The sequence below is a fragment of the Stenotrophomonas sp. 1L-E-5-B-C3 genome (genome assembly GCF_057292075.1).
Map to the genome: position 1 here is coordinate 38006 of NZ_JBXAWS010000005.1, position 14813 is coordinate 52818.

Genomic DNA, 14813 nt, shown 5'->3' on the forward strand with positions numbered 1-14813 from the left:
TCGTCGGGTGAACCTGCCTGGCCTGCTGCTGCGATGGATGCTCCTCCTTGCCCTGGTGCTGAACGCACCGGCGCTTGCGGTTGCCTCATCCTCGTACGCGGCGCAGTCCAGCGCGGACCATTGCGCCGCACCGCATTCGGCGGCCATGGCCGGATGCTGCGACGAGGCAGCATCAACGGTCTGCCAGAGCAATGAGTGCGAATGCCCGCCGGCCAGCCTCGGCATGCTGGCCACCCTGAGCGGAACGCCAGCGTCACCCTGGCGTGAGGCGCCTTTGCCAGCCAGCGCCCAGCAACGCGCACCGCCGCCGATGCCGGATCCGCTACGGCCGCCCATCGTGTGATTCCCTGCAGGCCTCAAGCGCCTGCCGTAGCTGCTCGACTCATTCTCGACTCTGCCTGTGCCTTCGATGCGCAGGCAGCGGGCCGCGTTGCCCGCATCTGCAAAGGAATCAACACCATGAACCGCTCTCTCTCCCTCGGCCTGCTGCTGGGCACCGTGCTGGCCACCACCGCCTGCGCGCGTGCTGCCGAAGAATCGCCTGCTGCGCCGGTTGACAGCCAAGCCCCGGCGGCACCGATCAAGGCCAGCCCGTCGCAGGTGGATCCGGCACTACCCATCGCCATCGTGCACAAGACCGCCAGCTGCGGCTGCTGCGGCATATGGGTCGACCACCTGAAGGCCGAAGGCTTCCAGGTGGATGTGCGCGATACCGATGACATGAACCCGATCAAGGTCCGGCTGGGTGTGCCGGTCGGCAAGGCGTCCTGCCACACCGCCGAGATCGGTGGTTACGTGGTTGAAGGCCACATCCCGGCCGAGGACATCAAGCGACTGCTGGCCGAACGTCCGGCGGCGCGTGGGCTGGTGCTACCCGGCATGCCGGCCGGTTCGCCGGGCATGGAAATGCCGGACGGCTACGTGCAGCCGTATACCGTCGAGCTGGTGCGCACCGATGGCACCACCGAGCCGTTCGCGCAGCACGGCCAGGGCGGCTGACAGTCACGGGTGCCGGTGGTATTGACCGGCACCCTTCCACGCGTCCTGTGTAGAGCCTAGCCCACGCTCGGCTTGCTCTTTGTAGAGTCGAGCCCACACTCGACTTGCTTTTTTGTAGAGTCGAGCGATGCTCGACTGCTCTGCTTCAGTCGAGCAAGCTCGACTCTACAGAATCAGCGGGCGCGGGCTGTTTCCTTGGCCAGCTGTGCGTCGAACTTCTGTTCGGCCGCATCCGCGTAGGCCTTGCAGGTCAGCGCCTTGGCGCTGGCCTTGCTGCCGGAGGCGTAGTCCCAGTTGCTGGCACCCGGATGCGGGGTCAGCAACACGTCGCAGGGCAACGCCCGCACCGTCGCGAAGCTGCGCCTGTAATCCTCGATCAGGTGCGGATAACGGGGGTTGCTCTGCAGCTGGTATCCCGGTGCACTCAGGCTGTCGGCGTAGGCGATGCGCACCGGCTTGCCCTCGCGGGTATCGGTCCAGGTCCACGCGGTGCTGCCCGGGGTGTGCCCCGGCATGAAGTGCGCGGTGAACGCGATGCCGCCCACGGTGACCACTTCGCCATCCATGATGATGCGATCGACACTGGCTGGCGGATAAGTGATGTCATCACCGAAGTGCAGATCGTCGCTGCCACCGCGCGCCAGCAGCACCGCCGATTCGGCGTTGGCCGCTACTTTGGCGCCCGTACGGCGCTTCAGCTCCGCCACCGGCCCGGCATGGTCGGCGTGTGCGTGGCTGAGCAGGATCAGCCGCAGGTCCTGCGGGGCCACGCCGCGCGCCTTCATGTTGTCCAGCAGGTGGCTGGCCATCTGTGGCATGCCGCCGTCCAGCAGCACTCCCCCCTTGGCGGTCTGCACCAGCAGTGCGGTCAGGTTCTCGGTGCCGATCTGCCAGGTGTGGTCAGCAATCTGCAGCGGTGCCATCGGCTGCAGCCAGGAAGCATCCACGGTGTAGGCCCGCAACTGCGGCAGTGGTGCCTCGGCGGCGCTGGCGTGCGCGACCGGAAGAACAGCGGCCAGTGTGACGGCGAGCAGGGAAAAACGCATGGTTCACGTCCGTTTGAAGGAGGCCCAGAAACTAGCATGGGCCTCCTTCATCGCGTCGCGCATAGATTTCATGGCTCCCATAAGGGCGCTATGGTTCAGTACCGGTACTGCCACCCCAGCGTCAGCACCCGGCCACGGCCCGAGAAATAGCTCGGGTTCGACGGCGTGGTCTGCGAGTAGTAGCTGATGTACTGCTTGTTCGCCAGGTTCTGCACGCCCAGGGTGAAGCTGTGCTTGTCCAGTACGTAGCGAGCCACCAGGTCCAGCGTGGTGTAGCCCTTGAACTCTGCCACCCGCGCGCCACGCAGGTCGAAGTCGCGGTCGAAGGCGTGGCTGGCCTGCAGGCGGGTGCTCAGCTGCGGCGTCCAGCTCTGCTCCCAGAACGCGGTCAGCCGGTTCGGCGCGATGTTCACACCAGCCAGGTCGCTGTCGAGGCGGCCGTCGACGTTGGCGTCGTAGCGGCCGTTGGCGCGCGCATAACCCAGGCCCAGCCGGCTGTCGCCCAGGTGCAGGCGCAGGTTGCTTTCGAAGCCTTCCACGCGGGTGGCCTGGCGCTGCACCGCATAGGCGTCGATGCCCGGGTCGTAGATCAGCACCGAGCCCAGCTTGGATTCAGAGGTGTAATAGGCGATGTCACCACTGAACCGGCCATCGTCGTACTCCAGGCCGATCTCGCGGTTGTCCGACACCACCGGTGACAGATCAATCAGATTGTCCACGCGCTGGCCGTCGCGGTTGATCGCACGCAGCACGCGGCCGACGTCGGCCACGGTGTAGCCTTCCGAATACGAGGCGTAGGCGTTGAGGCGATCGTTGATGTACCAGACCGCGCCGAAGTTGGGCAGGGTCTCGCTCATGGTCGGCTTGCCGCCAGCCACCTTGCGTGCGCCGTAGCGGGGTAGGGTGGTGTAGTCGCCTACTTCCAGCTCGCCCTTTTCGTAGCGCAGGCCGCCGGACAGCATCAGATGGTCGGTCGGCCACCAGTGCAGCTGCAGCAGCGGCGACAGGCTTTGATAGGTGGTCTGCGGTACCCAGTTCATGCCGCTGGCCAGCAGCACCTGGTGGGTGCGATCGCGCAGGCCGTCCAGGCCCAGGGTCACGTCCAGCGTGGTGTCGGCGATGCGGGCCCAGCTCTGGGTCAGCTTGAAGCCGCGCTTGTCCGATTCGTTCTGGGTCTGGTCCCAGGCGGCGTTGGCGCCGGTGTTGCCCCACGGATCCCACTGGCTGGCGCCATAACGGCCTTCGAAGTCCACCGCGAAGGCCTGCGCCTGGAAGCGGCCACCGAGCAGGTCGGCGGCGCTGTAGTCCAGCGTCAACGAACGCGAGCGGTTCATCGGCGGCTCCAGCGGGGTATCGCCGGGCACCGAAATGGTTGGGCGACCGGTGCGGTAATCACCGTTCACCGCCAGGTAGTTGTCCAGCCCGCGCAGCTCGTAGCGGTTGGCCATCAGCTGCAGGCGGTGGCCCTCGGCAATGTTCCAGCCCAGCTTGGCGAACACGTTCGACGAGGTCGAATCCATCAGTTCGCCCTGGGCGTTGGTACCGATCGAACGGCCCTCGCCGTCGTGGTACAGGCCCTGCTTCTCATAGGCCAGGCCGGCCACCAGATCGAACTGCTCGCCGCGCACGCCGACCAGTGCCGAGCCGCGCTGGCCGTTGTCATCACGGCGGCTGGGCAGCGCCGAGCTGTAGCTGATGTTGGTATCGAGCAGGAAGGCGCCCGGCTCGCTGGGCGCGCTGCGGGTGATGATGTTGACGATGCCACCGGTACCGCCGATGCCCTGCAGTGCGTTGGCGCCGTGGATGACCTCGATGCGTTCGATCATCGCCGGATCGATGGTGTGCGAATCACGTGAGCCATCGCGCAGCGGCGTCGACTGCGGCACGCCGTCGACCATGTACAGGATGCCGCGGCCACGCATGGTTTCGCCGTAGTTGGACATCTTCTCGCGCGCCGGGGCAAACGCCGGGATCTGCGCCGACAGCACGCGCGAGACGTCCGAGCCCAGCGCCAGCTGCTGCGCGATGTCCTCGCGGGTCAGCACGGTGATGGTGTTGGGCATCGCAGTCTCACCCTGCGGCATGCGCGCGGTCGAGGCCGATACCGTGACGCGGGCCAGCGAAGTGGTCGTGGCCGGGGACGCTGCCGATGACGCGGCCCGGGCCGGAGCGCGGGGCTTGGGCGATGCCGGCGCGGCATTCACCACGAACACCCCCGGCGAGCGCTCCTGCATCGCCAGGCCTTGCCCGGCCAGCAGGCGCTGCAGGGCGTCGTGCGGGGTGTAGCGGCCGTCGAGTGCGGGCGCGTTGCGGCCGCTCACGCTGTCGGCCGCGAACAGCAGCTGGATGCCACTCTGCCGCGCCAGTGTCGTGAGCGAAGCCTGCAGCGGGCCGGCCGGCAGGTGCAGTTCGACGGGTGCGGACGCAGCGGTCTGCGCGGTGGCGGGCAGCGCCGCACACAGGCAGGCTGCGAGCAGGGTGGGGGCCAGCCGGCGCAGCGCGGCGGGCGGAACAGGGCGGGTCATGCGGGGGTCCTTCGGAAGGGTTCAAGCACTTGCCGGATGGGACGGCGCGCAACCCACCCTCGGCGTGGCAATCAATCGCGGGCGCGCAGATGCAGGCTGCCGTCGGCGGCGGTATGCACCTGGACCGGCAGGATCTCCGGCAACAAGGCGACCGCCGTCTCGGCACGATCGGCATCGAACACGCCCGACACCTGCAGCGGACCCAGTGCCGGGTCGTCCAGCACGATCGGACGGTCGTGATAGCGCTGCAGGATGCGCAGCACCTCGCTCAGTGGCATGCGGTCGAACTGCAGCCGGCCGGTGGTCCAGTCGGCCCGGTCCGGATCCACGGCTTCCGGCGGAGACAGCGAGCCTGGCTGGGCCAGCAGGCGCTGCCCCGGCTTCAGCCGCTGCTCGGTGTCGCCGCCATCCACGCTGACACCGACCTCGCCGCGCCACAGCGTGACTTCGCTGAGATCGCCCTGGCGGTCAACATCGAACACCGTGCCGTAGTTGCGTACCTGTACCGGCCCGGCATCGACCTGGAAGCGGCGCCACGCCGAATGCTGCACCTCGAAGCGCGCATGGCCCTGCGCCAGCAGCACCTGCCGCGAACGCAGATGGCGACGGACCTGCAGGTGGGTTCCCGCGTCGAGCAGCACGCGGCTGCCGTCCGGCAGCTCGATGTCGCGGCGCTCGCCGACGGCGGTCTGGTAGTCACGCACCTGCCAGGCCGGGTCGGCCAGCAGCAGCGCGGCGGCCGCCAGCAACAGCACCGGCAGTACCCGTTTCGCGCCAGATCCGCCGCGCCGCCGCTGCAACTGCTCCGGGCCTGGCAACGGGAAGCGTTCCTTCAGTGCCTCCCGGTGCTGATCGAGCGTGTCCTCGGCGGACGGTTCGGCGGGCGCCGACGGCGTTGCCGGATCGGGTGATGCAGGGCTCACCACAGCGCACCGTGCAGCCGGCAGTCGGCCATGGCCAGGCGCAGATGACGTTCCACTGCCTTCAGGCCGATGCCCATCCGCTGCGCCACCTCGGCCTGGGGCAGCTCGTGGATCTTGTGCAGGATGAACACCTGCTGCCGCCGGCAGGGCATGCGCTCGATGCTGGTGGTCAGCCGCTGCAGCGCCTGCTGGCCCTGCGCCTGGCGCTCAGGTCCGGGGCGCTCGCAGGCGCCTTCGGGAAGCTCGGCGCGGGGCTCCACCCAGTGCCGGCGCAGATCCTCGGCGCGGCAGCGGTCGACCGCCGCATCGTGGGCGATCCTGCGCAGCAGCGCGATCGGTTGGCGGGCGTCATGCGCGGCCGGGCGTTCCAGCAGGCGCACACAGACATCGTGCACCACTTCGCGGGCCAGCCCGGGCGAGCGGAACCGGCGATGCAGGTAGTCCACCAGTTCCTCGTAGTGGCGCACCAGCGAGGTCACCAGCGGCAGCGCAGGTGGGCGGGGAAGTGTCGGCTGGGACATCCGGACGGGCAGCAAGGGTGAGAGGCGGGTGCCGGGAGGTCATCCCTGCGCAATGACGCAATACTAATGGGAACTGTTCTCGTTTGCCATGCCGCGATCGTCAGGGCGATTGTTCGCCGCGTCTGGAAAGTGAATCCACGATCATCGGCTGGAGCGCAGAATCGCCCACGGCTAGCCTGCCTGCAGGCTCAAGGAGGTGGACCATGCATGTGCTTCTGGTGATGGTGGGCGGCATTGTGCTGTTGGGAGTGTTCCTGTTGTTCGGACGGCTGTGGAGCGTAGGCACCTCACAGCTGCCCACGGCCCTGATCGCGTTCATTGCCACCTGGCTGTTGGTGACGGTGGCCAACCTGTGGGTGGGCGTCAGCAAGGCCGGCTACGGGGTTCGTGAAGAACTGCCGATCCTGCTGCTGGTGTTCGCGGTGCCGGCCCTGCTGGCCGGTCTGCTCTACTGGCGCCTGGCGCGCTGAAGGAAGGCCATGAGTACACGACTGCGATTGCCGGCCCTGCGCCAGCGCGACGGCCACCACGCCCGCGTGACCTACGAAGAACTGTTCTTCGACCTGGTCTACGTGTTCGCGGTCACCCAGCTCAGCCACCACCTGTTGCACCATCTGGACTTGGCCGGCGTGCTGCAGACCCTGGTGCTGTGGTTTGCGGTGTGGCTGGGCTGGCAGTACGCCTGCTGGGTCAGCAACTGGTTCGATCCGGAGGCACCGCGCATCCGTGGCCTGCTGTTTGCCACCATGCTGTTGGCTTTGCTGATGTCGTCGTCCATTCCCGAGGCCTTCGCCGATCGCGCCTGGGTGTTTGCCGGGGCCTACGCCACCATGCAGGTCGGGCGCACCGCCTTCGTGTTGCTGGAGGTCGGTCGCACGCATCCGCTGGCGCCGAACTTCCGCCGCATGCTGGCCTGGGTGAGCGTATCGGCCTGCTTCTGGCTGGCAGGCGCGGCAGCCGAGGGCAATACGCGGCTGGCGCTGTGGGCGGTGGCGGTGGCCTGCGAGTACGTCTCGCCGATGTTCGGCTTCGCGTTCCCGGGGCTGGGCCGTTCGCACACCCGCGAGTGGACCATCGAGGGCGGGCATCTGGCCGAGCGCTGCCAGCTGTTCGTCATCGTCGCACTGGGCGAGACGCTGCTGGCGACCGGCGGTGTGCTCAGCGAAGTCGAGCAGTGGAGCGGGGCGGTGGTGTCGGCGGTGCTTGCCACCTTCGCCGGCACGATCGCCATGTGGTGGCTGTACTTCGGCATCTCCAGCCGCGACGCCACCGAGGCCATCAGCCATGCTGAAGACCCCGGGCGGATGGGGGCCAACTTCCATTATGTGCACGCGCTGCTGATCGCCGGGATCATCGCTACGGCGGTGGGCAATGACCTGGTCATGGACCACCCGCATGCCGCGGTGACGTCGGTGTATGCGGCCGTGCTGGTGGCCGGCCCGTTGATCTACCTGCTGGGCAGCGCGCTGTACAAGCGCGTGGTGTACGGTCGCGCACCGTACTCGCATCTGATCGGTGCGGTGGCACTGGGCGTGATGGGTTTCGTATTGCCGCAGACCCATCTGCTGGCCGCTGGCTGGCTGACCAGTGCGGTGCTGCTGGCGGTGGGGCTGATGGATACGCGGTTGAAGCACCGCCTGCAACGAGCGTGATCTTGTCCGGTATCCAGCACGTGCCGGGTAGAGTCGACTGTTAGTCGACTGCTCTTCCACAAGGTTGCGGAGAATCCCGCGCTGCGCGCGATAGTCGACTGACAGTCGACTCTACCGCCGCCCTCTACTGTCTGAGGTGGCCTGGCCAAGCGCGGCGGCCATTGCTGCAAGCTTGCCCACCGTGTTGAGGTTGCGGGCGGTGCCTTGCTGGGCATAGGGAATCCGCAGGCGTGAGTCGGCCATGCCGTCGCCATAGTGGACGAAGATCTCGCGGGTACCCAGCACCAGCTGCTCATCGCGCAGGCCGGTCACCCCGGTCAAGGGATCAGTGGGCAGTGCCTCATCCACGAACAGCGCGACCACGCGATTGCCGGCGGCGTGCGGGAACGGATTGCCGGCGGCAACCGCCGCGATCTCGGCTGCCGAGCGCACCAGCACACCCACCGGTTTTCCTGCATAGGCCTGTAGCCGTTGGCCAAGGGCTTTCCGCACGCCGGCTTCGTCAAGTCCGCTGCGGAACACCACGTTGCCGCTGGCGATATAGGTGCGGACGTCGGTGAAGCCTGCGTCCTCGCACATCGCCACCAGTTCGACCATTGGCAGCTTGCCGGTACCTCCCACATTCACCGCACGCAGCAGCGCGACGTGCACGCTCATGGGGTGCCCGCCTGCAAGCGGTCGTACATGCGCACCAGGTCAACCAGCGTACGCGCGCCCATCTTGCGCATCACCTGCGCGCGGCGCACCTTCACCGTGATCTCGCTGACATCGAGATCGCCGGCGATCTGCTTGTTGAGGCGGCCGCGCACCACACCATCGACCACCTCGCGCTCGCCGGCATTGAGGGTGTTCCAGCGCTGCTGCAGGGCGTCCAGCGCCTCGCCGTCACGACGGCGCTGGCGGTCGATGTCGATCCCCTTGTGGATCGCATCCAGCAGTTCCTGGTCACGAAACGGCTTGGTCAGGAACTCGATGGCACCGTCCTTGATCGCGTTGACGCCCATCGCGATGTCGCCGTGGCCGGTGATGAACACCACCGGCAGCTGCAGGCCGTGGCTGCCCATCGTGCGATGGAACTCCAGCCCACTCTGGCCGGGCATGCGCACATCCAGCACCAGGCAGGCCGGTGCATCTTCCAGTTCGTGCTCGAGGAATGCCTGGGTGGAGGCGAAGGCCCGTACCTGCAGGCCCATCGAGGCCAGCAGGTCTTCCAGCGCGGCGCGCACCGACGGATCGTCGTCGATCACGTAGACGATGGGCGCTGGATCGGCGGCGGGTGCAGCGGGCTTACGCATGGGGGAGTTCCGTGGCAACGGGCAGGTCAAACACAAAGCAGGCACCTCCGCCGCTGGGGCGCTCGGCTCGGATCCTGCCCTCATTGGCTTCGATCATGGAACGGCTCAGGCTCAATCCCAGCCCCAACCCGTGTGACTTGGTGGTCCAGAACGCATCGAACACGCGCTCAGGATGGTCGATTGGCAGGCCGACACCGCGGTCGCGCACGCTGAGGCTGATCCGCTGTCCGTCGCGTTGGGTCAACAGGGACAGGCGGCGGTCGGCAGCCGGCACTGCTTCCATCGCGTCCACCGCATTGAGGATCAGGTTGCCGATCACCTGCTGCACCTGCACGCGATCGGCCTGCACCAGCGGCAGGTCGGCATCGAGCAGCAGGGCCACGGTCACGCCGTGCTGGTCCAGCTCGCTGCGCGACAGCGCCAGCATTTCCTCCACCGCCTGGTTCAGGTCGAAGGCGCGTCGTTCCGGTGCCGCACCCTGGGTCAGGCCGCGGATGCGGGCGATCACGTCACCAGCGCGATGCGCATCGGCCAGGATGCGGGCCACGGTCTGCCGTGCCTTGTCCACGTTCGGTGGGTCCTGTGCCAGCCAGCGCTGGCAGGCTTCGGCGCTGCTGGCGATCGCCGCCAGCGGCTGGTTCACTTCATGGGCGATTGATGTGGTCAGCTCGCCCACGGTTGATGCGCGCGCCACCCGCAGCAACCGGCCCTGTGCTTCCTGCACCGCAGCCTTGGCCGCTTCCATCTTCAACGCAAGGTAGGTGGTGATGCCGATCACCAGCATGCCGATCACCGAATTGACCAGGCCGATGCGGTAGGTGCCGAAGCGGGTGAGGAAGAAGCTCAGGGCGGTGAGTGCGATGCAGGCGATGGCCAGGCTAATCAGCCCGCGCGCGGCCAGTACGCGCGATGCGGCGAGGATGACCGCTGCGTAGAAGCAGGCGGCCGCCACGGCGTAGTCGGTGACGGTATCGACCAGGAAGATCGCCGCCATCACGACGATCAGGGCCAGCAGCACCAGAGGGCGGCGGGGCGACAGCGATGGCATCGAGGAAGCTCCCAAGCGTGGGGTGGAAGAATAGCAAAGGTGGCCCTGGGTTCCGGTAGCGCCGGGCCATGCCCGGCGGAATGCGTCCGGCTCCGCGCTGCGCGCTCGCGGGGCATGGCCCCGCGCTACCTATTCTTCCAGGCTGGCGTTCCAGAATCCCTGCAGCACGCCGGGGGTGGTCGCCAGCGTGGCCAGTACCGCATCCAGTTCACCGGCGTCCACCGTGGTGGCATACAGCACCGCCTCGATCTCCACGTCGCGCTCGCCGAAAGGGCGCTGGTCCACCGCGCGCACCGGGTAGTGCGCCTGCTCCAGCAGCAGCAACAGCTGGTCCAGCACCTCGGCCTGCTGCTCACGCTGGCAGACCACGTTGATCGCATAGGTCGCCTCGCTGAACGCCTCCGGCAACGGCTGCCGCTGGATGCGGTTCACCACCGGCCGCAGCAGGGTGTTGGCGGCCAGCACGAACACGGCCGCCAGTACCGCCTCCGGCAGCAGCTTGATACCCGCGCAGGCACCCACTGCCGCCGAGCCCCACAGGGTGGCGGCGGTATTGAGGCCAGACACCTGCGCGCCGTCCTTCATGATCGCGCCGGCGCCGAGGAAGCCCACACCGGAGATCACATAGGCCACCACGTGCAGTGGCGACGGCGGGCCGCCGTACAGGTCGTGGAAACGCACGGCGAGGTCGACGAAGACGGCAGCACCCACCGCCACCAGGGTATTGGTGCGCAGGCCGGCGGTGCGTTGGCGCAGCTGCCGCTCCAGGCCGATGACGGTGCCAAGCACGAAGGCCACCGAGAGGCTGATCAGCGAGCTCAGGGTCGCGCCGGCGTTGAACGCCGGCAGGTTCGGATTGATGTCCATTCTGCTTCTCCCTGGACCAGGCGGCGAGCGCTTACTGCCAGCCGTAACGACGGATGTAGATCTTCTTCAGCACAGTGGTCAGCACCGCGTAGCCGAACAGGATCGCCACCAGGAACGGCCAGTAGCCGGTCGGCAGGGCCTGCAGCTTGAAGTAGCCAGCCAGCGGGCTCATCGGCAGGGCCACGCCTATGGCCATGATCAGGCCGGTCATCACCAGCAGCGGCGGTGCGGCGATGCTCTGCAGGAACGGCACCTTCGGCGTACGGATCATGTGCACGATGAGCGTCTGGGTCAGCAGGCCGACCACGAACCAGCCGGACTGGAACAGGCCCTGGTCGGCCGGTGTGCGCGCATCGAACACGTACCACATCAGCGCGAAGCAGCTCAGGTCGAAGATCGAGCTGATCGGCCCGAAGAACACCATGAAGCGGCCAATGTCTGCCGGGTTCCACTTCAGCGGCTTGCGCACCAGCTCCTCGTCCACGTTGTCGAACGGAATGGCGATCTGCGAGATGTCGTACAGCAGGTTCTGTACCAGCAGCTGCAGTGGCAGCATCGGCAGGAACGGCAGGAAGGCCGAGGCCACCAGCACCGAGAACACGTTGCCGAAGTTGGAGCTGGCAGTCATGCGGATGTACTTCAGCATGTTGTTGAACGTGCGCCGGCCCTGGATGACACCTTCCTCCAGCACCATCAGGTTCTTTTCCAGCAGGATGATGTCGGCCGCCTCCTTGGCGATGTCCACCGCACTGTCCACGCTGATGCCGATGTCCGCAGCACGCAGTGCCGGCGCATCGTTGATGCCGTCGCCGAGGAAACCGACCACCTTGCCCTGCGCACGCAGCTCGCGCACAAGGCGCTCCTTGTGCAGCGGGGTCAGGCGAGCAAACACGCGGTGGTGGTGCAATGCCCGCGACAGCGCGCCGTCATCCATGCGCTCGATCTGCGGACCGGTCAGAATGGTGTCTGCCTCCAGCCCGACCTGCGCGCAGACGCGGGCGGTCACCAGTTCGTTGTCACCGGTGAACACCTTCACTTCCACGCCATGCGCGGCCAGCGCCTGCAATGCCTGTGCGGCTGATTCCTTGGGCGGATCGAGGAAGGCCACGTAGCCGACCAGGGTCAGCCCGCATTCGTCGGCCTGCGAATACACGGTCTGGCTGGCGGCGGTCTCCTTCATCGCCACCGCTACCACGCGCAGGCCCTGTTCGTTCAGTTCCTCGGTGGTCTGCCGCACGCGCGCCAGCCGCTGCTCATCCAACGGCTTGTCCTCGCCGTTCTCACGCACCGTGCTGCACACCGCCAGCATTTCCTCCACCGCACCCTTGCAGATCAGCTCATGGTGGTCCTCGCGTTCGGACACCACCACCGACATGCGGCGGCGCTCGAAGTCGAACGGAATCTCATCCACCTTGTGGTAGTCCTGCGACAGCCGCAGCGAGCTCTGCAGCTCCACGTGCTCCAGCACCGCACGGTCGAGCAGGTTGATCAGCCCGGTCTGGAAATGGCTGTTGAGATAGGCAAACTTCAGCACATCCTCCGAATCGTGGCCGAACACGTCGGTTTGCCGTTCCAGCGCGATCTTGTCCTGGGTGAGGGTGCCGGTCTTGTCGGTGCACAGCACTTCCATCGCGCCGAAGTTCTGGATCGCATCCAAGCGCTTGACGATCACCTTGCGCCGCGACAGCAGCACCGCACCCTTGGCCAGGGTGGAGGTGACGATCATCGGCAGCATTTCCGGGGTCAGGCCCACCGCCACCGACAGCGCGAACAGGAACGCCTCGGTCCAGTCGCCCTTGGTCCAGCCGTTGATCAGCAGCACGAACGGCACCATCACCAGCGCGAAGCGGATCAGCAGCCAGCTGACGCTGTTGACGCCGGCCTGGAACGCGGTCGGCGCGCGGTCGGTGGCGGTGCTGCGCTGGGCCAGGGTGCCGAAGTAGGTACGGTTGCCGGTGGCCAGCACCACGGCGGTGGCGGTGCCGGACACCACATTGGTGCCCATGAACAGCAGGTTGTGCTGCTCCAGCAGACCGGCCAGGCCATCGCCCGGGTGCGCGAACTTCTCCACCGGCAGCGACTCGCCGGTCATCGCTGCCTGCGCCACGAACAGATCCTTGGCGGTCAGCACGCGGCAGTCGGCTGGAATCATGTCGCCGGCGGACAGCACGATGTGATCACCGGGCACCAGCTCACGGATCGGCAGGTCCAGCAACCGCGCCGGGCGACGGCTGTGCAGGTGCGCACCGAAGTACTGGTCGGCCACATCGGCCGCCTCGGTGCCCGGATTGCGACGCAGCACGCGTGCGGTATTGCCGACCAGTGCCTTCAGCCGCTCGGCGGCACGGTTGGAACGGCCTTCCTGCACGAAGCGGATCAGCGTGGACAGCAGCACCATCGCACCAATCACCACAGTGGCCTTGATGTCCTCGGTCAGCCAGGACACCGCCGCCAGCACGGTCAGCAGCAGGTTGAACGGGTTGCGGTAGCACTGCCACAGATGGCGCCACCACGGCAGCGGCTTTTCGTGATCGACCTCGTTGGGGCCGAGCGTGACCAGCCGCTCCTCGGCCTCGTGCGGGCTGAGGCCATCGACGTGCGAGTCGAGCGCAGCCAGCAGGCGCGGCTCGTCCAGCTGCGACAGGGTGACCAGGCCGGTGGTAAGCGCGAACGGTGCGGCCTCGGCACTGCCCGGGCCGAAGCCGGCTTCGGGCATGGCGCGACGGCCGAACAGGTTGCCTGCGCGACGGCTGCGCAGGAAGGCATTGAACCAGGCGTTGAGCAGGCTCATGGGAACTCCTTGAATGTCAGAGCCGGCCGCGGCCGGAACACGAACGGAACGGATGCAACGGTTCAGGCGTGGCGCATCGCCAGCACCGCCGGCGACCACGGCTGCATGTGCAGGCGCTGGCTGCCGCCGATGCACAGCGGCTTCATCGCATCGCGAAGGGGGTAGGGCAGATGGCGCAGCACGTTGATGCGTTCGCTGATCGGCAGCAGCGACAGTGCGTCGGCGACCACGCGCGGCGAACCGAGCGACAGCGAACGGGCGAAAACCACGGGGCCGTGCTGCAGCAGGTGGCTGCGCAGGGCGGCAACATCGCGCTCGCCGATCAGGCGGCGCAGGGTGATGTAGAGGATCTTGTAGGACATGGGGGTGATCTCCAGGCAGGCGGCGCCTGGCGATCCCCCGTCACTCAGGCAGGCAGGGACCAGCGGGCAGGCGCCAGGAACAGGCAACAGGCGGGCATACGGGGCGCGGTGCGCCCGGCAGGGTCGGGGTCCATCTGCGTCTCCATGAGGGGAGGGAGCCAGCCAGGGTTGCCCTGGCCAGTGGCGCTATTGTCCGCCCCTGAATGGGGTAGTCCTAGAGGCTCGTGGGTTAGCCCGGCTATACCTTGGTATAGCCGGGCAAGCATCGCGCCAATCGGCGGCGCATCAAGGAATCAATGCGAGGTGCTGGTCTGCTTGCACACGTCGTACTCGCCGCGGCTCAACGTCTTGTTGCGATCGGTATCGCAGGCGTGCAGTCGTTCAGCCCAGTCTGGTGCCACCGCATCCACTTCGGCCAAGGTGACGATGCCATCCTTGTCCTTGTCCAGCGATTCATAGGCAGGGATGAGCTTCACTTCGGTCACGTCCTCGGCGGCGGTGGCCTTGCTGGCTTCCTGGGTTTTGGAACAAGCGCCCAGCAGCAGGCCTGCCGAGAGGATGAGGAGAGTGGGAAGGTAGCGGAAACCTGTCATGGCATGCTCCTGAGGAGGGGGCGGCCCACCGATGTGGTGGCCACGGCCGGATCTTCGGCGGGGGGCTGTAAGGGAGCTGCGAAGAAAGTACCCGGCCAGGAAGCCGCAGTGGGCTGCCATTCACCGGGCTGCCGTGATCGAAGGCGCAGAGCCGGTTGTTCGGTGGTGGCTCGGTAGAGTCGACTGCTGGT

15 protein-coding genes are annotated in these 14813 nt (G+C 67.1%); 4 read left to right on the forward strand and 11 right to left on the reverse strand.

Features of this window, described 5'->3' with window-relative positions; all coding sequences use genetic code 11:
• Nucleotides 1-7 precede the first annotated feature (7 nt).
• Complete coding sequence (locus AC0Z6F_RS08085; protein WP_079993562.1) at nucleotides 8-343, forward strand: hypothetical protein; 336 nt, start codon at nucleotides 8-10, stop codon at nucleotides 341-343.
• Nucleotides 344-459: 116 nt separating this feature from the next.
• Nucleotides 460-999, forward strand: coding sequence for a DUF411 domain-containing protein (locus AC0Z6F_RS08090; protein WP_012511195.1), 540 nt, complete (start codon nucleotides 460-462; stop codon nucleotides 997-999).
• Between the two features lie 173 nt (nucleotides 1000-1172).
• Here the strand turns inward: AC0Z6F_RS08090 and blaL1 are convergent, their stop codons facing one another.
• From blaL1 to AC0Z6F_RS08110, 4 genes are all read right to left on the reverse strand, one after another.
• On the reverse strand, nucleotides 1173-2045 hold the full coding sequence (gene blaL1, locus AC0Z6F_RS08095) for a L1 family subclass B3 metallo-beta-lactamase (protein WP_012511194.1): 873 nt from the start codon (nucleotides 2043-2045) through the stop codon (nucleotides 1173-1175).
• Nucleotides 2046-2140: 95 nt separating this feature from the next.
• A complete protein-coding gene (locus AC0Z6F_RS08100) occupies nucleotides 2141-4570 on the reverse strand; it encodes a TonB-dependent receptor (protein ID WP_012511193.1) in 2430 nt (809 codons plus the stop codon).
• Between the two features lie 71 nt (nucleotides 4571-4641).
• Nucleotides 4642-5493: a FecR family protein gene (locus AC0Z6F_RS08105; protein WP_012511192.1), complete on the reverse strand. Its 852-nt coding sequence runs from the start codon at nucleotides 5491-5493 to the stop codon at nucleotides 4642-4644.
• Nucleotides 5490-6014 (reverse strand): RNA polymerase sigma factor, encoded by a 525-nt coding sequence (locus AC0Z6F_RS08110; RefSeq protein WP_012511191.1) that lies wholly within the window; start codon nucleotides 6012-6014, stop codon nucleotides 5490-5492. Before AC0Z6F_RS08110 ends, AC0Z6F_RS08105 begins: the two co-directional genes overlap by 4 nt.
• Nucleotides 6015-6217: 203 nt before the next feature.
• Between AC0Z6F_RS08110 and AC0Z6F_RS08115 the strand changes: the two genes are divergently transcribed.
• A complete protein-coding gene (locus tag AC0Z6F_RS08115) occupies nucleotides 6218-6484 on the forward strand; it encodes a hypothetical protein (RefSeq protein WP_012511190.1) in 267 nt (88 codons plus the stop codon).
• A 9-nt stretch (nucleotides 6485-6493) separates the two neighbouring features.
• Nucleotides 6494-7666, forward strand: coding sequence for a low temperature requirement protein A (locus tag AC0Z6F_RS08120; protein WP_012511189.1), 1173 nt, complete (start codon nucleotides 6494-6496; stop codon nucleotides 7664-7666).
• A 111-nt stretch (nucleotides 7667-7777) separates the two neighbouring features.
• Here the strand turns inward: AC0Z6F_RS08120 and AC0Z6F_RS08125 are convergent, their stop codons facing one another.
• The 7 genes from AC0Z6F_RS08125 to AC0Z6F_RS08155 all read right to left on the reverse strand — a co-directional run bounded on the left by AC0Z6F_RS08125 (nucleotide 7778) and on the right by AC0Z6F_RS08155 (nucleotide 14622).
• A complete protein-coding gene (locus AC0Z6F_RS08125; protein WP_012511188.1) occupies nucleotides 7778-8323 on the reverse strand; it encodes a DUF1697 domain-containing protein in 546 nt (181 codons plus the stop codon).
• The gene (locus tag AC0Z6F_RS08130; RefSeq protein WP_012511187.1) at nucleotides 8320-8961 is read right to left on the reverse strand and encodes a response regulator transcription factor; all 642 of its coding nucleotides are present in this window, start codon (nucleotides 8959-8961) and stop codon (nucleotides 8320-8322) included. The genes AC0Z6F_RS08125 and AC0Z6F_RS08130 overlap by 4 nt, the downstream gene beginning before the upstream one ends.
• The gene (locus AC0Z6F_RS08135) at nucleotides 8954-10009 is read right to left on the reverse strand and encodes a sensor histidine kinase (protein WP_012511186.1); all 1056 of its coding nucleotides are present in this window, start codon (nucleotides 10007-10009) and stop codon (nucleotides 8954-8956) included. Before AC0Z6F_RS08135 ends, AC0Z6F_RS08130 begins: the two co-directional genes overlap by 8 nt.
• A 129-nt stretch (nucleotides 10010-10138) precedes the next feature.
• Nucleotides 10139-10876, reverse strand: a complete 738-nt coding sequence (locus tag AC0Z6F_RS08140; protein ID WP_012511185.1) for an MgtC/SapB family protein — start codon at nucleotides 10874-10876, stop codon at nucleotides 10139-10141.
• Nucleotides 10877-10907: 31 nt separating this feature from the next.
• A complete protein-coding gene (gene mgtA / locus AC0Z6F_RS08145; protein ID WP_012511184.1) occupies nucleotides 10908-13667 on the reverse strand; it encodes a magnesium-translocating P-type ATPase in 2760 nt (919 codons plus the stop codon).
• A 62-nt stretch (nucleotides 13668-13729) separates the two neighbouring features.
• A complete protein-coding gene (locus AC0Z6F_RS08150; RefSeq protein ID WP_006369764.1) occupies nucleotides 13730-14029 on the reverse strand; it encodes a hypothetical protein in 300 nt (99 codons plus the stop codon).
• A 293-nt stretch (nucleotides 14030-14322) separates the two neighbouring features.
• On the reverse strand, nucleotides 14323-14622 hold the full coding sequence (locus AC0Z6F_RS08155; protein ID WP_012511183.1) for an EF-hand domain-containing protein: 300 nt from the start codon (nucleotides 14620-14622) through the stop codon (nucleotides 14323-14325).
• Nucleotides 14623-14813: the final 191 nt, after the last annotated feature.